The sequence below is a fragment of the Streptomyces sp. NBC_00454 genome (assembly GCF_041434015.1).
Lineage (GTDB): Bacteria > Actinomycetota > Actinomycetes > Streptomycetales > Streptomycetaceae > Streptomyces.
Window position 1 is genome coordinate 3219982 of the sequence record NZ_CP107907.1, and the last position, 22455, is coordinate 3242436.

Here is a 22455-nt window from a genome sequence, read left to right on the forward strand (position 1 = left end):
ACCGTTCGCCATGGAGTTCAACAACTCTCTCTGACGCAGCCTCCGAGGCCGCCGCCGGGCCGGTTGAGGCCGGCGGCGGCTTCGGACGTCCGAACCGACGGGGCAGGAAATTCATACGGTCGCGGCGTCAGCTACTCCGGAGGCAGGGGTTGCAGGGCCCCCACCCGCGGCTGCGGGGGCGGGTTCGGGCAGCGCGGAAGGAAGGAGCCGTTCGAGCAGGACGAGGCGGCGCCGAATCCCGGCGCTCGTGGTGACACCCTCTTTTCCCACGAGCAGGTTCGATACCCCTGGGGCTCCGAGGGTGCCTTTGAGGACGGCTTCAGCAATGTCGATGCACTGGCTCTCCGGTACTGCGGAAGAGTCCAGCCAGGCGGCCAGTGACTCCACAGCCCTCTCGGAGGCCTGCCGCCATGCAGCTCGCCAGCCGCGTACGAACAAACTGTCTTCGATCGCCAGATCCATCGCGCCCGGCTCGCCCACGAGCGACAGGGCGATGGGATGCTCGCCGGCCAGGCTGGTCAGAGCGAGGAAGGCAGTTGCCCCGGCCTGCCTGATCTGGTCGTCGTCGTCCTCAGCCCACCCGACGATCTCGCTGATGACAAGATCCCGCAGTCCGGGATCCTGGGCCAGCGTGCGGATGGCTTGGGCGACGGCGTCAGTGCCACTGCGATCAGCGCGAGAGGCCAAGAGCCGGAGTCTGGTGAGCGCTACCCGCGGGAAGGCGTGCCCCAGGCTGCCCGCACAGACCTCGGCGACCGTCATGGCCTGTGCCTCAGCAATGTTCTTCTGCTTGGCCGTGTCATAGAGGTACTTGCGGACCGCCACGCCTATCCCCGGGTGGGTCGCCGTGTTTTCCAGGACGCCCACCGCGAGCCTGCGGTGGGCGGCGCTGTCCATGGCGGTCCACTCCTTGACGATGCCCAGGACCGCCTGCCCTCCAGGTCCGGCGGCCAGACGAGTGATCGCCTCGGCGACTCGCTCCCTGTACTTTCCAGCGACACCACCTTGAGCCGTGATATCCGAGGCCCAGCGCAGCAGCACCTCACGCAGGGGCGGACGCTGCGACCAGACATGAGACAGCACCGCTTCGTGCAGCCCGTGACGGTCCTTGCTCAGAGACAGGCCGTCCCCTCCGACCCGCCGTGCGCCGACGTTGTCCAGGCGGACCTGAAGATCCGGACCGGCCAGCGGGCCGCCTGGTGGAAGGATTCCTTCGACCAGGTTGAAGAGCTTGTCCGCGGCAGCCATCACGACTCCGGCCGGCAAGCCCTCCAGGAGTGCGGTGGCGATCAGCAGGGCCCGGTCACGGAGATGTTCCACGCCTTCGTGGAGGTTGAACCAGTCCGTGAGGTGGTCCTGCCAGTTCTCGAACTCGCCCTTGGCGTTCTGTTCGCCACCGGGCTCGCCCTCGGCGACGATCCGGGCGAGCCGGACCGCGTCAGACGGCTGCGTCGTCGGCCCTAGGAGACCGGCGAGATCCGTACCGTCGCCAAGCCATTCGAGCCGGTCGGATTTGACGTAACGGAGGTGGGCCCTGGCAACCTCGATCGCCGAGGGCTGCACTTGGTCGACACGCGGCACCGACGCCCGCGTGCCCGGCCTCCATGCCTCAGCCGTGGTCAGGATGACGAGGTACGTCCCACGGGCAGCACTGTCCTTCTGATAGCTACTCAGCCCCTGATAGAAGTCAGCAGGCAGGATGCTGTATCCCGACAGGTCCAGGATGAAGCCGTGGTCAGGCGTGGACGGGATCTGCTCGGTCCGCGGGCGATCCCAGTCCAGGAGCAGGCTGCGAATGTTGTCGCCCTTCACACCCACGTCCCGCAGAACGCGCAGAGCTGTGGTCCGCCGTCCCGATCCTGCCTCACCAGTCAGCACCACCACACTGTGCTGGCCTGCCGGACGCTTCAGCAGCCGGGTCGCCCGAGCGACCGGTCCTTCCTGGCCGCTGGCCGGCGCCGCGTGGACGTACTCACTCTCGACGAGAGCGATCTCGTCCGCATCGATGCCGACCGCTTTCAGGTACTGCCACTCGCGGACGTACTTATGGTGGTGCTCCTCGTAGTCACCTGCCACCTGCGTGACCCGGGCATTTTCTGAGGCCTCCGCCTCTTGATGGACGCCTTCCCCCGACCCCGGCTCACCCTCGTTCATGAGCGCCCCGGATTGATGACGGTCTGGCTGCCACCGACCTGGTTGATCCGGGCCTTGCCGCTGGCCTTGGCACTCTGCCGGACCACGGACGCCTTCTCCGCGGCTTCGGGGTTCTGCTCCCTCCACCGGTTGACGAACTCCAGCAGCGCGCGGCCCGCTTCTTGATCTTCGTCGGCGAGATCCTGCAAACGAACCGTCCAGGACGCCAATACCGCCCCTGACCGGTCCTCGCCTTCCGGAGCAGCCGCCAGCAGTTCCCTGTCGCGATCCAGCCGGGCGACGTGGCGCGCCTCAGCTTCCCCCTGCCCCTGGCCGAGCAAGCGCGCCACCCAGTCCCTGACGCCGCGCCACCCATCCGACATCATGGCTGCGACCAGCGCCGAGGCGCCCGCCACCCCCACAGTCGCCAGCTCTCCGGATACGTCCAAGGCCGTCCCCTCCCGTGCGGCAACAGTGACAAGCCCCATCCGTTCCCCTGCATCGCCTCTTCATGAACGCGGAGAGAAACTAGGCGAGTTCACTGCGTTACGCGACCGAAAACAGTAGTCGCCGTCACCGCCCGCATGGGGCACCACCGGGCGCCCGAACATCGGCGCCTGCGTTCGGTTGGTGGCGCCTTCCACCCAGTCACGGATAGCCACGATGTGCTCCGGCAGAAGGCCTATGTACGGGTCAGGTTGTACGAGGAGGGTGGGGTAGCCGCGGGCGGTGCGTTCGGCGGCCCAGTCGTGGTCGAGCACGGTGAAGTCGTCGTCGATCCAGACGGCGGGGGCTCTGCCGAGCCAGGGGTCGACGTGGTCGCGCTTCCACAGGTAGCCGTTGGGGTGGCTGGTGGTGATGTGGGGGCGGGGGAGGTCGAGGTAGGGGAAGTCAGGGAGGCCCAGGAGCGGCCCGATGATCGTGGTGGCGTCCTTGCGCCAGCTCGTGCACCAAATCGGGGTGACGAGGCCGCTGGCCACGAGATCGGTGAGCACCGGGCCCTGACTGGGGTCGAGCCAGATGGGGACGGGATCGTCGGGGTGCCGGCCAGTGGGCAGGACGGTGTGGCGGACGTGGGTGGGTGGGGTGCTGCCATCTGCCGCCGGGAAGGGTATGAGGACGCCGTCGATGTCCAGGAGCAGGTAGGGCAGGGTCATCGGTGCCTCCGGGGTCAGCGTTTGCGGGCGGTGATCAGGAGGGTGGTCGGCCACGGGTCGCGGTGAGGGTGACGCAGCTCCAACGCCGAGGTGATGCGCAGGCCGTTACGCGCGAGGTGTGCGGCCCAGCAGCGGGCGTCGAACTCCCATCGGGCGATGGGTAGTCGGGTGTGGTCGGGCATGGTGACGTAGTCCTCGCGCGGACGGTCGTCCGTGGATGGATGTCTTCCGGCCCGTGCCGGGTGCGGGACGGAGAAGGTCAGGACACCGCCCGGCTTGAGGCGCCGGGAAATGGCGTCGAGCAGGAGTTCGGGGGCGACGAGGCCGACGGCGCCGAAGACGGAGTAGATCGCGTCGAAGGTGTGGCCTGTGGCCTGCAGGTGGTGAAGGGCATGGCCGGCAGTGAAGGTGGCGCCGTCGAGGTGGCCGTAGTGGGAGCGGGCACGGCGTATCTGGAGTCCGACCAGGTCCACTCCGGTGACGCGGGCCTGGTGGTGCTTGGCGAGGTGGGCGACGTTGTGGCCGGGGCCGCAGCCCAGCTCCAGGATGCGCTTGCCGCGCAGGTCCCGTCCCAGAATCTCTGCTCCGGGACCGAGGCCCGCGTGGGTGCTCCATTCCATCCGGGCCGGTGCGGTGAGCGCATGGGCAGGGGAAGCGGCTATGCGCTGGGCAGCGTGGGCGTACCAGGGGGAGACCTGGGCGAGCACCTAGACCTCCAGGAGTTGGACCACGTCGTTCAGGTGGCGGCGGACGACGGGGATGTAGGCGGGGTCCTTGGCCGGGTCGTTGATCCAGCGGATGGCCTGCTCCATGAACCACTCCACCGCCCACATGCGGTGCCAGCCCAGAGCCCACGCCTCGGCAGCCAGGCCGCCCCGGGCGGCGAGGGCGTCCTCATGCCCGCCCGCGACGACATACTGCTCTAGGAGCACCCGCAGCCGGATGGGGCTCGGCGCGTCGGTGGTGCCGTGGTACGAGGCGAGGTCGATCAGGCCCGGGCCGGTGAAGGAGCGGGCGAAATCGAGGAGGTGCCAGCCGTTCTCCCCGATGTGGACGCTCGTGGGGTGGAACTCGGAGTGCACCCAGCCGAACGGGTCGAGCGTCGCCCCCTGGACGCGAGCATCGGCCGCAGCGGAGACCTTCCCCAGGGCGGTCTCGATGTCGTCGCAGTCAGTCCACCGGTCGGACTTCCGCAGCCTCTGGAGGTGATCGAGGGCTCGGCCGGGCAGGGCCGCGAGGCCCGCGCCGTCGAGAAGGGGCAGCCCGCCCGCCGGGCGGGCGGCGTGGAGCATCACGGCGGCGGCGACGCCATCGAGGTCGTCGGCGTCCCGCACGGGGGTGCCGAGGTCGTCCATGAGCATCCCGAGCCACTTGTCCTGCATGGCGGTGGCGTGGAGCTCGGGGACCGGGAGTCCGCGCTGGTGGGCCACCCGCAGAGCCGGGGCCTCGCGGTCGAAGGGCTCCTTGGCGTACTTGAAGACGGCGGTGGTGCCGTCGGTAAAGGTGACGCGTTCGACGCCGGACATGCCCCAGACGCGGATCTTCTCGCGCTCAGGGATGGGCTGCCCCGTGAGGCTGCACAGGCTGTCGAGGAGCTGGACTGTGGTGCTCTGGTCCATGGAGGTGTCCTTCGCTTAGCAGGGGAGCCAGTTGGCAGCTTTCATCAACCGGGCCGGGCGTCTCATGGAAGTGATCCGCAAGGCACCCGGCCGACGGCCGGCCAACTACCGTGGTCCGTAAGGAGTGAGAGCTATGGGAGGCGGCGGCATGACGGTGACATGGGTAAACAAGGCGGGGGCTCGCCGTCAACGAACAGGCCTGGTCCGCGAACAGGGCATCACCTCCATGAACTTTCAGGGCACGGGTTCCTTCGAGGGGCTGTCCGCTGACGCGATTGAAGAACTGCTGGATCGCACGCCCGGCCTCATCCCCGAGGTCGGGGAGAAGACACCCGGCAAGATCCGGATCTGGCGAGAGCAGATAGTGAGCTTCCGGGATGACATGGAGGTCGGCCACAGGATCCTGACCCCCCTCCCCGGAGACGAGGGTTTCGCCATCGCGGTGGTCGTCGGCCCCTACGAGTACCGGTCGACGCTCGATGAAGAGCGTGCCTCCCATACGCGCCGCGTGGAGTGGTCGAAGAAGGTTCTCGGCCGTACGGACCTCCGTGACGGCCTCTACGAACAGCTGCAACGGCCTGGTCGAACGGTCTACCGTCCACGGAAGAACAACGCCCAGGCTCGACTCAAGAACCTCGAAATCGACTAGCAGGGGCACTGATTCCTCATAGAGGCGCCATCACGTCGCCCGAAACGGCCGTTGGCTGAGCGTCGGGCGACATGAACGGCAGGGCTGCTTCTACTCGGCCGCGGTCACGCGGTAGGCGTAGACCTGCTCGATCCAGCCCGCCTTGAACTCGGCCAGGTCGTCACGGAAGTTCGCCATCGAGGCACCGTAGGGCGCGACGACCCCGCCGGACTGGTTCGGCACCGACTGGCAACCGTGAACGAGCCGACCGCCGAGCGCGGTGTGGGCCTTGATGGACTCGATACGGCGGTGCTCGTTGAACCAGCCGCCGTGGTAGACCTCGTCCAGCATTCCGCCCATCGCGTCGTCCAGGTCGAAGACGACGGAAGTGGCGGCCGGGAAGAACCAACACGGGCCGACATTGGAGATGTGGCCGTCCAGCTCGACCTTGTTGAGCGCCATCAGCGTGGCCGCCTCGCGCAGCATGCGCAGGTGATCGGCGGTGATCTGCGGCAGCCCGAGGCCGGTCAGGTGCTCCTCGCGGAAGAGGTACGAGTAGACCCCGTACGCCGTCGCCAGCACGCGGGCGGCATCCGACGTGGACTCGCCGTGGTTCTTGATGAAGTCGAGCGCGAGCTGCTCGACCGCGCTCTCGGTCGTCTCGTCCACGTCGAGGAGCTGGGCCTTGACCAGCTCCCAGTCGGCGACGAGCCAGGTGTTGGACTCGAAGCGGAAGAAGTACTCGGCCGGGTCGATGGTGATGCGCCGGCCGTCCACCTGGATGCCGGGCAGGCGGCTCCAGCGCGGGTCGAAGGCGTCGGGCAGCTCGACCGTGATGGTCGCGGTGTCGATGGTGGTCACCGTTTCTCCGTCTCTGATCGTCCGGGCCGGGGCATAGGAATGCCCGAGCCCGTTAGGGCGTACGGAACTTGGGGGCCGCCCGGCCCGAGAGTGGGGCGGCTGTCGACAAGTGAACCGCCCGCTACACAGAGTGGGTACGGTGTGACCGAGGCCAAGCGGTATACGCGGTTTACAGCTCCCGAGCGGAGGAGATCGTGCCAGCGCCGAACAACCCCAACCCACGCCTGCGCGACACGATCAACGCCGCAGGGTGCACGTACGAGGCACTCGCCAAGGACGTGCGCCGCATCGCCGCCGAGAACGGCGAGCTGCTCCAGACCAACAAGTCGGCCATCTCCCACTGGGTAAATGGCACCCGCGCGCCGTCAGGCCAGGCAGGGCAGTACCTCGCCGAAGCCCTCTCCCGACGGCTGGGCCGCGTCGTCACCCAGACCGAGCTCGATCTCCGCTCACCCGACACGGAGTCGCCACCGGACACCGACCCCGTCACCACGGTCACGGACCTCGGCCGGGCGGACGTCGAACGCCGTCGCTTCCTGGCCATCGCCGCCTTCACCACGGCTGGCGTGGCCATGCCACTCCTGCACGACCACGAAGCCACCTCCCGCATGCTCCGCGCCCGCACCGCCCGCTCCCTCGTCGGCAGCGACGACATCGACGTCGTACGGCAGATCACCGCGGCCTTCAGCGCCGCCGACGAACGCCTCGGCGGCGGCCACGGCCTGACCACCGTCACCGCCTACCTCGCCGACACCGCAGCCCCCATGCTCCGCGGACGGTTCCCCTCAGAATCCTTACGCCAGGCCGCCTTCGGTGCCGTCGCCGAACTCGCCTACCTCGCAGGCTGGAAACACCACGACCTCGGCCACGAGGGCGCCGCCCAGCGCTACTACCAGGTCGGCTACCAGCTCGCCTGCGAAGCCGACCCCCACGGCCACGCCGCCTGGATGATGCGCGCCCTCGCCCACCAGGCCCTCAGCCTCAAGCAACCCCACCACTGCGTCGACCTCGTCGAAGGGGCCCTCACCCGCGGCCTCGGCCACGTCGACGGCCAGACCGAAGCGCTCCTCCACATCACCCACGCCCGCGCCTACGCAGCCGTCGGCGAAAGCCCCTCGGCCGCACGTGCCCTCCTTGCCGCCGAAGACGCCCTCCTACGCGAGGACGGGCCCCAGCCCAGCTTCTCCCGTGTCAGCGGACCGGCAGCCGGCACCGTGGCCAGCCACACCGCCCGCACACTGACCGACCTCGATGACCACATCGGCACCGAGCAACAACACCGCGACGCCCTCACCCGCTGGGACCCGGAGAAGTACAAACGCGTTCACGCCCTCACCCACGCCGACCTCGGCGACAGCCTCGCCGCCCAGGCCCGCGCCGACGAAGCGGTCGCGGCCTGGACCCAGGCTCTGGTGCTCATGGAGGGCATGACCTCGGACCGCACCCGCAAGGCGATCTCCTCGATCCGCTCCACCCTCGCGGTCTACCAGCGCCGCCGCGTCCCCGGCGCCGCCGATCTTGCGCGGCGCGCTCGCGAGGCCCTCGCCTAACATGCGCAACAACCCGCCCGACGAAGGGAAATGCTCCGTGACTCAGCAGACCGATGACCGCTCCCCTGCGCTCAAGTCGGCGCTCGAATCGATGACCCTGCTGGTCGCGGCCGTCATCGTCCACGACCAGACCACGAACCGCGTTGTGCTCCTCCAGCGCAGCGAGAACGCGAAGTTCGCCCAGGGCATGTGGGACCTGCCCGTAGGCAAGAGCGAGCCGGGCGAGCCCATCACCGCTACTGCGGTCCGCGAGCTCTACGAGGAAACGGGCCTCACGGTGAAGCCGGAGTCCCTCAAGGTCGCCCACATCATCCACGGCGCATGGGGCGTCGAAGCTCCCAACGGCTTCCTCACCGTCGTATTCGCCACACACGAGTGGACCGGCGAACCGGAGAACCGCGAACCCCGCAAGCATGCGCAGGTGCGCTGGACCTCCACCGACCGCCTGCCCCAGGAGTTCGTGCCCACAACGGGAAGCGCCCTGCGTTCCTACCTTGGGGACGGCCCCGAGGTCTCTCTCAACGGTTGGCGCTGAGATGGACAACAAGGCCGCTCCCGATCCACCAGGGCCCACCGCAGAGCCGCCGATCCAGCCGTTCCACCCCTTCAACGACATCGGTGCTCCGATCGTCCTCCACGCAGGTGATATCGGTGGAGTGGAGGAGAAGGACTTGCCTGGGGAAGTCACCTTGTCGTGCGCTCCAAGGTTGAGCCTCGATTGGAGGGTGACGCCAACCCCGTCTAGCTGGCCGAACCTGATGCCGGACCTCAACGAGCCCGATCCGCTACTCCTCCGCCGTCCCTACGGAGACTTTCCGATGGACATTCACACACGCGGATCCGAGGGCAGCTCCAACGGAGCAACCCTTGGAGACCCGGAGACCCCCATCACCCGGATGCTGGCTCACTGGTTCAACCTGCCGCGCTTCGAAGGTCAGCACCACCTGAGCGCCGGAGTCGAGGGTCAGGAGCGGGTACGGCCAAGAAGCCGCTGGATGCACGAAGTCGATGGCTGGCGCATCACTCTCGACATCAGGCCGGACCACAAGGCCATCTGGCCTGAGCTGCGCCGCAGCAAGGTCTACGCCATGACCCACGTGATGGAGATCAGCCGCTGCGACGGGAGTGACTTCACCACTGCCCGCGCAAGGCACGTCCTGACGGCCCTGCACATCGGCCTCTCCTTCTCCCTGGGCCGATGGGTTGCCCCCATGCTCCCCGTCGGGTTCGCCGCGGACGGACGCGTCGTGTGGGAGGAATGGCGAGTGATGCACTGCGATCCCGCTCGCAACTTCTCCGACGGATGGTGGGAGCCCCTCGATCCGGCACCATTGGGCCGATTCCTGGACGGGCTCGTACCGGCATACGCCGACCCCGCCAGAGCCGAGTCGCTGCGCCTTCAGATCAACTACGCGATCACTGCGATCAGCGGCGAAGGCTTCGTGGAGCAGCGCGTCATCATCGGTGCGGCGGGACTGGAACACGTGATGTGGCAGCGCCTCCACGTTGAGGCCAGCCTGAATCGGAAGGGGTACGACTCCTTTCACGCCCATGCCCGGCTGCGGCGCATCTTGCAGGACATCAACGTCCCGACCTCGATCGACTCCTCCCAGCTACCGGCTCTGGCGCAGTTCGCCAACGAGAGCCAGAGCAGCGACGGATCATCGCTCGACGGCCCTGAGGCACTCACTCGCGTACGCAACAGCCTCGTTCATCCGAAGGAGTCGCAGAAGAAAATCTACGGCCGCGAGCGCGTCGTCGTTGACGCATGGTTGCTGGCCAGGCACTACCTCACACTGCTGATCCTGGAGTCCTTGGGCTACCAAGGGGACCACCGCAATCTGGCTCGGATGGGCGGCTGGCAGGGCGAGGTCTCACAAACTCCCTGGTCCTAGCCCAGGACGCGCTCCGCCGTAGGGGCGAGGCCCCCCACGAAGTCCGCGATGCGGGTCAGCGCCTCCTCCAGGCGGTCCGGCGGGACCGTGTACGAGATGCGGACGTGGTGCGGGGCCGCGAAGTCGGCGCCGGGGACGACCGCGACGTTGGCCTCCGCGAGGAGGAGTTCCGCGAAGTCCGCGGCCGAGGTGATGGTGCGGCTCGCGTGGGTGCGGCCGTAGGTGGCGGAGACGTCGGCCAGGAGGAAGAAGGCGCCTTCGGGGATGCCGCCGACTTCCAGGCCGGGGGTGTCGGTGAGGGCCTTGATGGTGGTCAGGCGGCGGGCGTCCAGGGCCTGGCGGCGGTGTTCCAGTTCGGTGGTGAGGTCTGCGGTGAGGGCTCCGAGGGCTGCCTTTTGCGCGATGGAGGAGGGGGCCGAGGCGGTGTGGCTCTGGAGTGCGGTGATGGCCCGGGCCACCGGGGTCGGGCCCGCCACCCAGCCGATGCGCCAGCCCGTCATCGCGTAGGTCTTCGAGACGGCGCCGATGGTGAGGGTGCGGGCCGCGATCTCCTCCGACAGTGCGGCGACGGAGGTGAAGGCGGCGGTGCCGAAGACCCAGTGGTCGCAGATCTCGTCGCTGATGATCGTGAGGTCGTGGTCGACGGCGACCTCGGCCAGGGCTGCCAGTTCGGCACGGCTGTAGACGACGCCGGACGGGTTGGCCGGGCTGTTGAGGAGGAGGACACGGGTGCGGGTGGTGACGGCCCGGCGGAGCTGGTCGGGAGTGACCTTGAGGCCGGCGTCCGGGGACGGGTGGACCGGGACCGCAGTGCCGCCGGCCAGGGCGGCGAGGTGGGGGTAGCTGACCCAGTACGGGGCGGGGATCATGACCTCGTCGCCCGGGTTCAGGAGAGCGGTGAAGGCGTAGTGGAGGGCTTGCTTGGCGCCTGCGGTGACCACCACGGCCGACGGTTCGTACGTGGTCCCGTGACGGTTGAGGTGTACGGCGACGGCTGCTCGGAGTTCGGGGATGCCGGCGGCCGGGGTGTAGCGGGTGAAGCCTTCGGCGATGGCCTGTGTGGCGGCCTGGGCGGCGGGTTCGACGGTCGGGAAGGCCGGTTCGCCGCTGGTGAGGTTGATGACGTCCACCCCGAGCGCGATCAGCGTCTTCGCCTGGGCGTCCAGGGCTGCGGTCGCGGACGGCGGGACGTTTTCCGCCCGAAGCGCCATGCGGATGCGGCTGGTCTCTTCGGGGGCGGGCGCTGCGGTATTCACGGCATTCCTCGGGGTGGGATCGGGTGCGGGCGCGAGGGGGGGCGGGTCGGATGTGGACGCCGTAGGAGGCGATCGCGGAGTCCCGGGCGCGGCGGAACTCGTCGGATCGACTTACGGAGTCGCCGACTTCGGCGCAGCCGTCACAATTCATCGATGAGTGCCTATGGATTGAGAATGCCATCACGCATAGACAAGCGTCAATGGGTTTGGTGGCGGCGCGTCCCGCCTCTCGGGCAGATCTGGACGGAGAGGGCTCTGATCAGTCAGATTGTGCGCATGATCGAGCCTGTACCTGCCGGGATACCCATGACCTGCTGCCCTGAGCCCCTCACTGCCGCCGAGGCGGTGGACCTGGCGTCCGCGTTCAAGGCGTTGGCCGACCCGGTGCGGCTTCGGATCGCCAGCATCGTGGCCTGCTGCCCGGCCGGCGAGGTCTGCATGGGCGAGATCGCCGCAGAGTTCTCCGTCTCGGGACCCACGATCAGCCATCACCTGAAGAAGCTGCGGGAGGCGGGCGTACTGACGTCCGAGCGGCGGGCGAGCGAGGTGTACTACCAGGTGCGCTCCGATCGACTGGACTCCCTCATTGGCCAGTTGACGGTGATGAAGTCGCCGGCCGGGCAAAGCTGCTGAACCCGGGGGGCCACCCCTGACATGGCTGCGGCCCGCCCCGGAGCAGGGGGCGGGCCGTTGCCGTCTGTTGCGTTGGCCCTCAGGCCGGGTGGATCAGGAGAGCCACAGCGGGGCGAGGAAGCCCATGACGCAGGCACTGAAGAAGAGGATGCCGACGACCAGGGAGACCACGCGCCAGCGGGCGATGAGGAGCATGCCGGAGATGGCACCGACGCTGGTACCCGCGCCGGTGATCAGGAAGGCCATGGCGGGGCCGGGGGCCATGCCGCCCTGCATGAGGGTGGCGACGAGCGGGAGCGAGCCGTCCGAGTTGAGGTAGACCGGGATGCCGATCAGCGCGGCCAGCGGGACGGCGAACGCGTTGCCTTCGCCGAGGAAGCCGGTCAGGACGTGGGTGGGGATCGAGTTGATCACCAGGAAGCCGAGGGTGGCGAAGCCGAGGAAGTAGAGCGCCAGGCGCTTGCTGGTGACGGCGAGTTCGCGGCCGAACTCGTCGAGCTTCCAGCGCTTGACCAGGGTGTCTTCCTCGACCGGCGCCGGGGCGGGTGCGGGGGCCGGGGCGATGGGGCGGTTGAGCAGCGCGGTGCGGGCCAGGCCGCCACCGCCACCCGCGGGGGTGCCAGCGCTCACTCCGCCGCCGGCGATGCCGCCGGTCGCTTCCTCGTCGCCTTCCGGGCCGCAGCAGCCGCCCTCTTCGACCTTCTTGGACGCCTGGCTGGCCGTGACACGCGCCTGGCCCTTCAGCCAGCCCGTCTTCTCGATGAGCCAGGTCACACCACCGGCGAAGAGGCCGATGCCCATGGCGGCGACGAAGAAGGTGGTCGCGAAGTCGAAGCCGAACAGGCCTATGGAGTACACGTACTCCTCGGGGCTGGTCATCGGCGAGGAGACCATGAAGGTGACGACCGGGGCCCAGGGAACCTCGGAGGCGAGGGCTCCGAGAACGACCGCGGTGGTGCCGCAGGAGCAGAACGGGGTCAGGGTCGCCAGGATGATCGCGCCGATGATCGCGATCAGGGTCTTGCGGCGCAGGAAGGACGACAGTCGGTCCGCTCCGATGTACACCGGGATGGCCGACGCCACGATGACGCTGATCAGCAGGAACGGCCAGTTCGCGGCGATGGAGTGGCCGACGTCCGAGGCCGTACGGCCAAGGATGTCGAGGACGGTGTCAAGCACGGGAGGCTCCAACTCAACTCATAGACGGCTGTCGATGGATCAGACTCTGTCGGATACATAGATGACTGTCAATATCTTTGGGGAACAATCCATAGATGACCGTCGTTGGATCGGGTATGCCTACGCCCATCTCGGAGCTCTGCTGCTCCCCCGTGCTCGCCGGCCCGCTCACCCATGAGGCCGCCGACGATCTCGCGGCCGCACTGAAGGTCGTTGCCGACTCGACCCGCCTGCGTCTGCTCGGGCTGATCCGCACCCAGCCGAGCGGGGAGGCGTGCACGTGCGATCTCACCGAGCCTCTGGGGCTGACCCAGCCGACGGTCACGCACCACCTCAAGGTGCTCTTCGAGGCGGGTTTCCTGGAGCGGGAGCGCCGCGGGCGCCAGACGTACTACCGAATCGCGACCGGCAGCATGGCCGTGCTGTGCCAGGCACTGGACCCCTCACCGGAGCTGCTTTCCAGCTGATCCAACTCGTTTCAGCCAAGGGCCCGTTGACTTCACGCCACGCGTGGGCAACCGGGCCCTTCGGCATGTTTTGGCATGAGGGTGCCGGGCGCGCTTCCTGCCAGCAGTGATCTCTTCCGCACCCTGGGTGACCTCGGACAGACTCATGAACACCGGAAGGGCGACAAGCCCCCGGGACCACCGGAACGGCCAGCAGGCCGCTGGTCACCAAAAAGCCACCGTCATTTTCAAGGGGATAGCCATGTCTGTTTCGCGTACCTCGATGAGCCTTGCCGCCACCGTCCTGGTTGCCGTGATCGGACTCGGCTCCGCCTCCGCGCTGGGCTCCTCGGCGCTCGGCTCCCGGGCCGGCGCCGGCTGGGACTCCGCCCCCATGACGCTGGCCGGTGCCGGCTGGGACTCCGCCCCGCTCAACCCCTCCACCAACGGCGCGGGCTGGGACTGATCCCCCGACCCGCTGCCTCACTCCCCGCATCACCCCTCGACCCGAGACACCCCGCCTCACCCCACCCCGTCGTGACCCAAGGAGTACGAGAGATGAGCACCGCTTGCTGCAGCGCCACCACTGAGGATCCGGCCCCGGCGCTCGTGGTGCTGGAAGAGCCGGCGTCCTCCGGCTGCTGCTCGGCCCCCGAGGCCCCCGCGGCCGCCGAGCAGGAGCAGTCCTCCTGCTGCGGCACAGCGGAGCAGCCCGCACCCACGAAGACCGAGGAGTCCTCCGGTTGCTGCGGCCCGGCCGCCACCCCCGAGCCGGAGCCCGCTCCGGCCACCGGCTGCTGCGGCCCCGCCGAGCCCGAGCCCGTCTCCTGCTGTGGCTCCGCCGAGCAGGAAGCTCCGGCCGACGTACGGACCGGCCTCTCGCTCGACGACGCGGTCACGGCCCTCGGCGGCAGCGTCCCGCAGGTCACCGACCCGGCGCCGTACATCCTTCCGCAGTGGCTGGAGGCCACCGAGGCCAGCCTCGAAGGCGCCAAGCCCTGGTACACCGTGGCCGACCGCGGTGAGGGCGAACTCGCCTTCCTGCCCGGCTTCCTCTTCGACGCCGACCCGGTCGTGGACGCCGACCCGCGCACCTACCTGGGCTGGCAGCCCAAGAACGGCGCCGCCGCCTGCTGCTCGTCCACGTGCTGCTGCGGCAGCACCAACGAAACGGTCGAGGCGTTCGGTACGGAGGCCTTCTTCCCGGCGCTGCTGCTCGGTTCCCCTCTCGGCTACCGCTCCGAGGCCTCCGCCTCGGTCGAGGACCCGCTGCTGGTCGCGGACCTGATCGACCGCATCGTCCCGGCCGCCGCCGAGTCGGGCGTACGGTCGATCATCGCCCCGTGGCTGCACGACAGCCCGTACAACGAGGTCCTCGCGCTCGCCCTCCAGGCGTACGGCGGCACCGTCGCCTTCCACGGCGAGAACAACCTGCTGGAGCTCCAACACGACAGCTACGACGCCTACCTCGCCTCACTCCCGGCCCGCAAGCGGCGCCGCGTGAAGGAGGACCGCGACCGGGCCGCGAATTCGGGCACCCGCATCGAACGCAAGGACCGCGAGGAACTGCGCCCGCTGGTCGGCCGGATCTCCGAGCTGATCACCCAGAACCGGCAGAAGTACGGCGGCGGCGGTGAGGACGAGGCGCACATCGGCGCCTTGCTCCGTGCGCTCGTGGAGGGCGACGCCGACGTCCGCGCCTACCTCGCCTACAAGGACGACGAGGTCGCCGCCGTCTCGGTGACCGTCCGCCAGGGCAAGCGCCTGTTCGTGAAGTGGGCAGGCTTCGACTACGAGTCACTCGGCGAGCGCAGCGGCATCTACTTCGAGCTCGTCCTGGACCGCCCGCTGCGTGACGCGTACGCCGAGGGCGTCACCTCCATCGAGGCCGGCCCGGGCGCCGACGAGGCCAAGCGGCTGCGCGGCTTCAAGCCCCGCCAGATCCGATCGGCGATCCTCGTCACCGACACCGAGCTGCGTCCCGAGGTCGCCAAGCTCCACGCAGCCTTCGGCCAGGCCCGCCGCGATGCGCTCGGCGCGACCACGGCGGAAGCGCCGACCACGGCGATCGGCCGCCTTAAGGCCAAGCTCCTCGGCGGCTCCGCCTACGCGCCGATCGAGCCCCTCCAGCCGGAGGGCGGCTGCTGCGGCTGACCCCGTCCACATGTCCACATCCCCAGAGCAGGCCCGGTGCGCGATGCGCGCCGGGCCTACGGGCCGTTCAGGCACCAGACTCCGGCGTTACAGGTCGGCAACTGCGCGGCTCCGACACGCCCCTCGATGTAACCCTCCTGGAAGGGAAAGTGATGGAGGGGGCACGGTGCTCAACAGCGTTCGTCGACTTACCTGGTGGCATATCAGAGGCACAGCCCGAAGCAACTGGCCGAGGTTCCGCCAACACATCGCCACCCAGACTGAAATGCTGAGGGAGGACCTCGAAGCGACTGGGCTAGGGCCTGAGCCGCCTGCCGCTGTGCGCCGTTCCACTGCCAGGCGGGCGTTTGCCGTCGCTCACGCCAATCAGGTCCTGCTGATTGGCACCCTGGTCAACGCCTGCGCGCTCCAGGCTCTGGTTATCGTCACCGTGGTCCGCGCGCCTTCCTGGGCGATGTCCGACATGCTTGTCCCGATCTTCTTGGTCACGTTCATGTACTCGTGGCCTGTTCTCTGGAGGCTCTGGGTCACCTATTTGGGCCGAGGAAGCTTGCGGGCCATCCGGCAGTCCACACCTGTTGCCTTGGCTCTCCGAGTGATCGGCTCCTGTGCCCACCTGGTGACATCACCTGCCAGCGTCCACACTGCTCAGGTGGGGCTGGTCTCGAAGGATCTTCGCCTCGCTGAGCGCTCGGTCCTCCGAGGCCCCTATCGCTTCGGAACGGTTCCGCGGAGCTCGCCGCGGCGCAAACACCTAACTCTCCACGCCCGCCTTGTGGTCTCCGCGCTCCGCAAGGCTGAACTGCAGCTCGACACAGATCCGATCGCCGGTGCGAGGGAGCTATCACGGCTCCTCATCAGCATCGCGGAAAACTATGCAGCCGGTCGGCTAGGCGCTCTGCTTTCCGATGAGGAACTCAAGGGCCTGGAGCCGGTGACGGACCACACCGCCTTGAGGGAGACCCTCCATCTCGTGATCACCCTGATGGTCGTGGGCGCAGTCGGCTGGCTGGGCACTTGGTACGGCGGAAAGATCGGAGTCGACTCTCCGTGGTCCCTGATCCCGGCAGCCATCGCAGCCGTGCTCGTCTTTCCACGACTGCGCAAGACCGGTCCGGATCTCCTAATGTCTTACCTAGGGCCGTAGATTCAGTCCGTCCAACCGGCCTTCGACGCCAGGACGCCCGCCTCGAAGCGGCTGCGGGCGCCGAGGCGGCTCATCATTTCCGACATCATGCGGCGGGCGGTGCGCAGGCCGATGCCGAGCTTCTTGGCCGCGATCTCGTCGGTGGCGCCCTGCGTGAGCTGGCGCAGCAGCTCACGTTCCTGCGCGGTCAGGCCCGCCTCGTCGCGGTCGCGGGTGCTGCCGATGGGGGCTGCGATCTCCCACATCTGCTCGAAGAGGGCTGCCAGCGCGGTCAGGACTCCGGGGCCGGTCAGCTGGACCGCGCCCTTCTTGGTGTTGTTCGGGTCCACCGGCAGCAGCGCCACCTCGCGGTCGAAGAGGACCATCCGCAGGGGCAGGGCCGGCACGGTACGAACTTCTCCTCCATTGCCGTGGAGCCACTGGGCGTACTCGACCGTGGGGTTGTCGTTGCGGACGCTGTCCAGGTAGATGGTCAGCACCCGTACGCCCCGCCCCATCAGATCCTCGTCCAGCGGCCTGCTGGCGTCCAGGCTCGCCACGGACTGCGCGCCGCCGGGCATGAAGGACAGGCACTCACTGGTGGAACGGTGGGCGAGTTCTTCGAGCCGGGTCTGAATGGCGTCGATGCCCTGGAGGTACTCGACTCCGTGCCGCTCACCGGTCCGCAGTTCCGAGTACTCGCCCAGGAGCTTGCTGATGGCTGCCTGGCTTTCGGCGAACTGCTGCTGCTGAGCGAGCAGATGGGCCTGCTGGCGCTGGAGGAGAAGCTGGAAGCCGAGGTCCGGGCTGACGGGTCTGAGTCCGCCGGGTGCCTGCATGGAGCGTCTCAGCAGGTTCAGTTCGGCCAGCTGGTCCAGGGAACTCCGTACGGATTCCTCGGGGCAGGCCAAGTGGACTGCGATTTCCGCGACGCCCCAGTCCTGGTGGGTGAGCATCAGCCGGTAGACCGACTCCGCTTTGGTATCCAGTCCCAAACTCGCCAGCACAGCGACCCCCCGCTTGATGTCTCATATATCGAGACAAACCATCTCGTTCATCGGCGGGTGCCGATCTTGGCAGGTCAGAGATCCGCCAGACAAGAGATGTCCGCAGGGTGAGCACCCCGGTGGGCGCCCCCCGAGGCGCTGGAGGCCGAGTTTCGCGCCATCTTCAGGCAGGTGCCTGCCGGTCGCACTTCATGCCAGCACGGATCTCTTCCACCCCCTCCGAATGCTCAGCAAACTGGTGATCACAGGGCAGCGGATGTCCTCGGAAACGAAATCCGCAGCGCGTCGAGAACGCCCCCTGAACGAAGCGAAATCCACCACCCCATCACCCGGAGGACAGCCATGCCCGCTGCGCGGAGAGCCCTGCGCCTGATCAACAGAGCCGCCGCTGTCGCGCTGGGCTTTTCGCCCGCCGGCGGGCATGGCTGCGGCCCCAAGTGCCGCCACACAGAGCACTACAGCGCCGTCACTCAGGCCGAAGCAGACCAGCACGTGTGGTCCGTACCAGGAATTACCGCCCGGCCGGGAGGGCCCATGTTCATGGCCACCGCCACGCTCGTCGCGGCCCGCGAGGGCGCGGGCGCGGAGCTCGAATCGGCCGTGGTGACGGACATCGTCTGGGCTGCCGCAATGCCAGCGGACGACCTCGAACACGTCCATGCGAAGACGACTTCCGGACGCGTCGAGCTGACGTTCTTCCACCGCACCAGCACCCTGGACGGCGCATTGTCCGCCGCGGCCGAGATTTGCCGCCGCGCACTGAATTCCAGCCCCACCTTGGCGCATTGGCGAATTGCCGCCACCCCTCAACTTCCCGACGCCATGCCCGGCTCGGGCGCCATCTTCGCGTGACCCAGATCACCCACCAGCACCAGGAGTCCCACGCCATGAGCGCTCTCAACGACCCGCGCCTGAAGGACGACCAGCTCGCCGTCGAGACCATCGCCTCGATCGACCACGAGGTGAAGGTCCTCGGCTCCAAGAGCTACACCAACCGGCAGATCGCCATCGCGGCCCTCGCAGCCCTCGACGGCAAGACCGGTGTGATCGACGGGGCTCTCGTCTCCGACGACACCATCTACTTCGCCGACGCCGTCGCCTCCTTCGGGCACGTGAGCGTCGAGGTCGACCACGAGAACTACCGTTTCACCCTCACCCCCACCGGCAAGCCGATGGTCGCCCCCGAGGACGACATTTTCGTCGGCGGTGCCGGCACCCCGCTGCGCTTCCTGATCTCCATGGCGGGTCTCGCCGAGGGCATCACCACCATCACCGGCAACACCCGCATGCAGGAGCGCCCCTTCGGCGACTTGCTCGCGGCCCTCCCGGGCCTCGGCGTCCAGGCGGTCGCGGTCCGCGGCAACGGCTCCCCGCCGATCCAGGTCACCGGCGGCAACTTCGTCGGCGGGAAGACGAAGATCTCTGGCGCCATCTCCTCCCAGTACACCTCCTCGATCCTGATCAGCTCGGTCCTCGCCCAGCAGGACACCGAGATCGAGATCGTCGACGAACTGGTCTCCAAGCCGTACGTCGAGATGACGCTGGCGACCCTCGCCGAGCACGGCATCACCGTCGAGCGCGACGGCTACCGCAGCTTCAAGGTCGCGGCCGGCCAGTCCTTCAAGGGCGGCCACGCCGTCGTCGAGCCCGATGCGTCGGGCCTGTCGTACTTCATCGCCGCGGCCGCGATCCTCGGCGGCCGTGTCACCATCCCCGGTATCGGATCCACCTCCCACCAGGGCGACGTCGGCCTCGCCGAGGTCCTGGGCCGGATGGGCGCCCACGTGGAGATCACTGAGAACTCCATCACCGTCAAGGGCGGCGACCTGCACGGCATCGAGGTCGACATGGACGCCATGCCCGACGTCGTCCCGTCCCTCGCGGCGGTCGCGGCCTTCGCCCAGGGCAAGACCCACATCACCAACATCGCCAGCCTGCGCGTCAAGGAGTGCGACCGCATCGCGGCCGTCACCACCGAGCTGCGCAAGATGGGCATCACCGTCGACGAGTACGACGACGCCATGACCATCCACGGCGGCACCCCGCACGGCGCGGTCATCGACACCTACGACGACCACCGCATCGCCATGACCTTCGCGATCATCGGCCTGCGCACCCCCGGCGTCGTCATCAACGAGCCCGGCTGCGTCGCCAAGTCCTTCCCGGCCTTCTGGAACACCCTGGACACCCTGCGATGACCGGCGACGCACGCACCAACGGGATCCTGCTCGTCCTCGACGGCTGGGGCCACGCCGCCCCCGGACCCGGCAACGCACTCACCAACGCCCACACCCCGGTGCTCGACGCCATCGCCGCCAAGCACCCCTCCACCTTCGTGGAAGCGTCAGGTGAGCACGTGGGGCTGCTGCCCGGCACCGTCGGGAACTCCGAGATCGGCCACATGGTCATCGGCGCCGGCCGGCCGCTCGACTACGACAGCGTCCTGGTCCAGCGGCAGATCGACAACGGGGAACTCGGCGACAACCCCCGCCTGACCGAAGCCCTCGACCGGCTGGCGTCCAACGGCGGAGCCCTCCACCTCGTCGGCCAGGTCTCCGACGGGATGATCCACTCCCACGTCGACCACCTCCACGCGCTCCTGTCCATCGCGGCGTCCCGCGGTGTGAAGCACGTCTGGGCACACGCCATCACCGACGGCCGAGACGTCGCCGATCAAACTGCCGGCGACTTCCTGGCCCGCGTCGAGGAGTTCTTCGCCTCGACGGGCGTCGGCGCGCTGGCCACCGTGTCCGGCAGGGGCTACGGCCTCGACAAGAGCGGAGACCTGGAGCTGACCGCGAAGGTCAGCGAGGCCATCGCCGACGGCAAGGGCGCCACCGCCCGCGACTACGGGCAGGTGCTGGCCGGAGCCGAGAACGGGGACGTGTGGGTCACCCCCACTGTCCTCACCGGCGCCGACGGCGAGCCGCTCGCCACCGTCCGCGACGGCGACACCATCCTGTTCACCAACTTCCGCAGCGACCGCATCCAGCAGCTCGCCGACGACCTCGTCCAGATCCTCACCGACGCGCACGTCGACGTCCTGTCCCTGACCCAGTACGACACCAAGGCGAACATCCCCGCTTTGGTCGGCCGCGCGGACGCCTCCGGCGGGCTGGCCGACGTACTCGAATCCCACGGCCTGCGCTCCGTGCGCATCGCCGAACAGGAGAAGTTCGAGCACGTCACCTACTACGTCAACGGCCGCGACGACCGCGTCCGCGAGGTCGAGGAGCACGTCCGCATCACCGCGGACGCCGCTCCCGACTACGTCGCCCGGCCCGAGATGAACCTCGGCCAGGTCACCGAAGCCATCACCGCCGCCGCCCGGCGTGACGACGTGGCACTGGTCATCGCCAACCTGGCCAACATCGACGTGGTCGGCCACACCGGCGACCACGACGCGACCGTCAAGGCCGCCGAGCACACGGACCGCGAGGTCGAGAAGATCCTCACCGCCGCAGCGGCGACCGGTCGTTGGGTCCTGCTCGTCGGCGACCACGGCAACGCCGAGCGCATGTCGAAGCCCGGTCGCGACGGATCCCCGCGCCCGTACGGCGGCCACACCACCAACCCCGTACCGGCCGTCGTCGTCCCGGCCCCCGGCCAGCTCATCGGCGAGCACCTCGCCGACGGCGGCAGCCTCGCCGACATCGCACCCACCGTCCTCCACCTGCTGGGCCGCCCGAGCGGCCCCGCCATGACCGGCCGGAGTCTGCTGTGACCGCAATCGCCACCCTCACCCACTCGACCCAGGGCGGCCCCGTCTTCGCCCCCGCCTTCGCCGACGACGCGTACGTACGCATCGTTGACGCCGGCAGCCCCGCCCTCGAGGCATACGTGGCCAGCGACGCCGACGGCCGGGTCCACGTCCTGACGGTGCGCAACGGCACCGGCGAGGACCAGGACCTGTTCCCCGAGGCACTGCTGCCGGACGGCGACGACCCGCTGCTCTTCCTCGGCGGCGCCTCCACCACGAGCGAGCGCGACGGCCAGCTCGTCGCACGCCTCGCCCCGTACGCCCACGTCCGCCTCGGACGGATCACCCGCGACGGCCACCGACCCGACACCGCACAGGAGCAGCCCGCATGACCACCGCCACCGGATCCCGGCCGCGCATCGCGCTGATCGGCGACCACGGCAAGTCCCCCGCCCATGCCCGGCTCGACTCCTTCCGCGGCGAACTGGACGTGGACACCGAGTGGGTGCCCAGCGAAAACGTCACCGGCCCCGAGTCCCTGGAGGGCTTCGACGGGATCTGGGTCGTACCCGGCTCCCCGTACGAGAACAAGGACGGAGTCCTGTCCGCCGTCCGGCACGCCCGCGAGAACGGCATCCCCTACCTGGGCACCTGCGGGGGATTCCAGCACGCCCTCATCGAGTACGCCCGTACCGTCGTCGGCCTGACCGACGCGGACGACGTCCAGTACGACCCGGAGGCGCCGACGCCGCTGATCGTGCCGCTCAGCTGCTGCCTGGCGGGCGAGCAGTCACCGCTCCTGCTCACGGCCGGAAGCCGGCTGGCCGCCGTCTACGACGACGCCGAGCTGACAACCGAGACGTACCACTGCAAGTACGGCCTGAACTCGGAGTTCGTGGACCGGCTCACCGATGCCGGCGTCCTCTTCAGCGGCTGGGACACCGAAGGCGCCCCGCGCGCCGCCGAGGTCCCCGGCCACCCGTTCTTCATCGGCACGCTCTTCCAGCCGGAGCTGGTCTCAGGCCCCGGCAACATCCATCCGCTGATCAAGGCGTTCGCGGCGGAGGTGGCTGCTCACGCAGCCGTCACCGTCTGACGGGCCTTCTGACAG

Annotated in this window: 22 protein-coding genes and 1 pseudogene; 14 read left to right on the top strand and 9 right to left on the bottom strand. The window is 68.7% G+C overall.

Annotated elements, in window-relative coordinates:
• Positions 1 to 111: 111 nt before the first annotated feature.
• The 5 genes and pseudogenes from OHU74_RS14790 to OHU74_RS14810 form a co-directional block, all read right to left on the bottom strand.
• The gene (locus OHU74_RS14790; protein WP_371616332.1) at positions 112 to 2154 is read right to left on the bottom strand and encodes a hypothetical protein; all 2043 of its coding nucleotides are present in this window, start codon (positions 2152 to 2154) and stop codon (positions 112 to 114) included.
• The gene (locus OHU74_RS14795) at positions 2151 to 2582 is read right to left on the bottom strand and encodes a hypothetical protein (protein ID WP_371616334.1); all 432 of its coding nucleotides are present in this window, start codon (positions 2580 to 2582) and stop codon (positions 2151 to 2153) included. Before OHU74_RS14795 ends, OHU74_RS14790 begins: the two co-directional genes overlap by 4 nt.
• Positions 2583 to 2774: 192 nt before the next feature.
• Positions 2775 to 3290 (bottom strand): annotated as a pseudogene (locus OHU74_RS14800) (HAD domain-containing protein); the annotation flags it as partial.
• A 14-nt stretch (positions 3291 to 3304) separates the two neighbouring features.
• A complete protein-coding gene (locus OHU74_RS14805) occupies positions 3305 to 3997 on the bottom strand; it encodes a class I SAM-dependent methyltransferase (protein ID WP_371616335.1) in 693 nt (230 codons plus the stop codon).
• Positions 3998 to 4909, bottom strand: a complete 912-nt coding sequence (locus OHU74_RS14810) for an aminoglycoside phosphotransferase family protein (protein WP_371616336.1) — start codon at positions 4907 to 4909, stop codon at positions 3998 to 4000.
• Positions 4910 to 5057: 148 nt separating this feature from the next.
• Between OHU74_RS14810 and OHU74_RS14815 the strand changes: the two genes are divergently transcribed.
• A complete protein-coding gene (locus OHU74_RS14815) occupies positions 5058 to 5558 on the top strand; it encodes a hypothetical protein (RefSeq protein ID WP_371616337.1) in 501 nt (166 codons plus the stop codon).
• 90 nt (positions 5559 to 5648) lie between these two features.
• Here the strand turns inward: OHU74_RS14815 and OHU74_RS14820 are convergent, their stop codons facing one another.
• Positions 5649 to 6398 (bottom strand): hypothetical protein, encoded by a 750-nt coding sequence (locus OHU74_RS14820; protein ID WP_371616338.1) that lies wholly within the window; start codon positions 6396 to 6398, stop codon positions 5649 to 5651.
• 194 nt (positions 6399 to 6592) lie between these two features.
• Between OHU74_RS14820 and OHU74_RS14825 the strand changes: the two genes are divergently transcribed.
• From OHU74_RS14825 to OHU74_RS14835, 3 genes are read left to right on the top strand one after another with little or no spacing between them, the layout of a single operon-like run.
• Positions 6593 to 7948, top strand: a complete 1356-nt coding sequence (locus tag OHU74_RS14825) for a tetratricopeptide repeat protein (protein WP_371616339.1) — start codon at positions 6593 to 6595, stop codon at positions 7946 to 7948.
• A gap of 1 nt (position 7949) precedes the next feature.
• Entirely contained in the window at positions 7950 to 8483 is a 534-nt protein-coding gene (locus OHU74_RS14830; protein ID WP_371616340.1) for an NUDIX domain-containing protein, read from the top strand.
• A gap of 1 nt (position 8484) precedes the next feature.
• Entirely contained in the window at positions 8485 to 9843 is a 1359-nt protein-coding gene (locus tag OHU74_RS14835) for a hypothetical protein (protein WP_371616341.1), read from the top strand.
• Here OHU74_RS14835 and OHU74_RS14840 read toward each other — a convergent pair.
• Positions 9840 to 11099, bottom strand: a complete 1260-nt coding sequence (locus OHU74_RS14840; RefSeq protein ID WP_371616342.1) for a pyridoxal phosphate-dependent aminotransferase — start codon at positions 11097 to 11099, stop codon at positions 9840 to 9842. The genes OHU74_RS14835 and OHU74_RS14840 overlap by 4 nt on opposite strands.
• Positions 11100 to 11375: 276 nt before the next feature.
• On the opposite strand from OHU74_RS14840, the gene OHU74_RS14845 reads away from it, so the two are divergent.
• On the top strand, positions 11376 to 11732 hold the full coding sequence (locus tag OHU74_RS14845; protein WP_371616343.1) for an ArsR/SmtB family transcription factor: 357 nt from the start codon (positions 11376 to 11378) through the stop codon (positions 11730 to 11732).
• 93 nt (positions 11733 to 11825) lie between these two features.
• On the opposite strand, the gene OHU74_RS14850 is transcribed toward OHU74_RS14845, so the two are convergent.
• Positions 11826 to 12911, bottom strand: coding sequence for a permease (locus OHU74_RS14850; protein WP_371616344.1), 1086 nt, complete (start codon positions 12909 to 12911; stop codon positions 11826 to 11828).
• A 116-nt stretch (positions 12912 to 13027) separates the two neighbouring features.
• On the opposite strand from OHU74_RS14850, the gene OHU74_RS14855 reads away from it, so the two are divergent.
• From OHU74_RS14855 to OHU74_RS14870, 4 genes are all read left to right on the top strand, one after another.
• Positions 13028 to 13378 (top strand): ArsR/SmtB family transcription factor, encoded by a 351-nt coding sequence (locus OHU74_RS14855; protein WP_371616345.1) that lies wholly within the window; start codon positions 13028 to 13030, stop codon positions 13376 to 13378.
• 241 nt (positions 13379 to 13619) lie between these two features.
• Entirely contained in the window at positions 13620 to 13823 is a 204-nt protein-coding gene (locus OHU74_RS14860) for a hypothetical protein (RefSeq protein WP_371616346.1), read from the top strand.
• A gap of 92 nt (positions 13824 to 13915) precedes the next feature.
• Positions 13916 to 15511: a GNAT family N-acetyltransferase gene (locus OHU74_RS14865; protein ID WP_371616347.1), complete on the top strand. Its 1596-nt coding sequence runs from the start codon at positions 13916 to 13918 to the stop codon at positions 15509 to 15511.
• Positions 15512 to 15677: 166 nt separating this feature from the next.
• Positions 15678 to 16658 carry a hypothetical protein gene (locus OHU74_RS14870; RefSeq protein WP_371616348.1) on the top strand — a complete coding sequence of 327 codons (981 nt, stop codon included), beginning with the start codon at positions 15678 to 15680 and terminating at the stop codon, positions 16656 to 16658.
• A 2-nt stretch (positions 16659 to 16660) separates the two neighbouring features.
• Here OHU74_RS14870 and OHU74_RS14875 read toward each other — a convergent pair whose 3' ends face one another.
• Positions 16661 to 17632, bottom strand: a complete 972-nt coding sequence (locus OHU74_RS14875) for a LuxR C-terminal-related transcriptional regulator (RefSeq protein WP_371616349.1) — start codon at positions 17630 to 17632, stop codon at positions 16661 to 16663.
• A gap of 546 nt (positions 17633 to 18178) precedes the next feature.
• On the opposite strand from OHU74_RS14875, the gene OHU74_RS14880 reads away from it, so the two are divergent.
• Genes OHU74_RS14880 through OHU74_RS14900 form a run of 5 tightly spaced genes read left to right on the top strand, consistent with a single transcriptional unit; the run spans position 18179 to position 22440 of the window.
• Entirely contained in the window at positions 18179 to 18496 is a 318-nt protein-coding gene (locus tag OHU74_RS14880; RefSeq protein WP_371616350.1) for a hypothetical protein, read from the top strand.
• Between the two features lie 35 nt (positions 18497 to 18531).
• Positions 18532 to 19842: a 3-phosphoshikimate 1-carboxyvinyltransferase gene (aroA, locus tag OHU74_RS14885; protein WP_371619690.1), complete on the top strand. Its 1311-nt coding sequence runs from the start codon at positions 18532 to 18534 to the stop codon at positions 19840 to 19842.
• The gene (gpmI, locus tag OHU74_RS14890) at positions 19839 to 21368 is read left to right on the top strand and encodes a 2,3-bisphosphoglycerate-independent phosphoglycerate mutase (RefSeq protein ID WP_371616351.1); all 1530 of its coding nucleotides are present in this window, start codon (positions 19839 to 19841) and stop codon (positions 21366 to 21368) included. The genes aroA and gpmI overlap by 4 nt, the downstream gene beginning before the upstream one ends.
• The gene (locus OHU74_RS14895; RefSeq protein WP_371616352.1) at positions 21365 to 21736 is read left to right on the top strand and encodes a hypothetical protein; all 372 of its coding nucleotides are present in this window, start codon (positions 21365 to 21367) and stop codon (positions 21734 to 21736) included. Before gpmI ends, OHU74_RS14895 begins: the two co-directional genes overlap by 4 nt.
• Positions 21733 to 22440, top strand: a complete 708-nt coding sequence (locus tag OHU74_RS14900; protein ID WP_371616353.1) for a hypothetical protein — start codon at positions 21733 to 21735, stop codon at positions 22438 to 22440. Before OHU74_RS14895 ends, OHU74_RS14900 begins: the two co-directional genes overlap by 4 nt.
• Positions 22441 to 22455 lie beyond the last annotated feature (15 nt).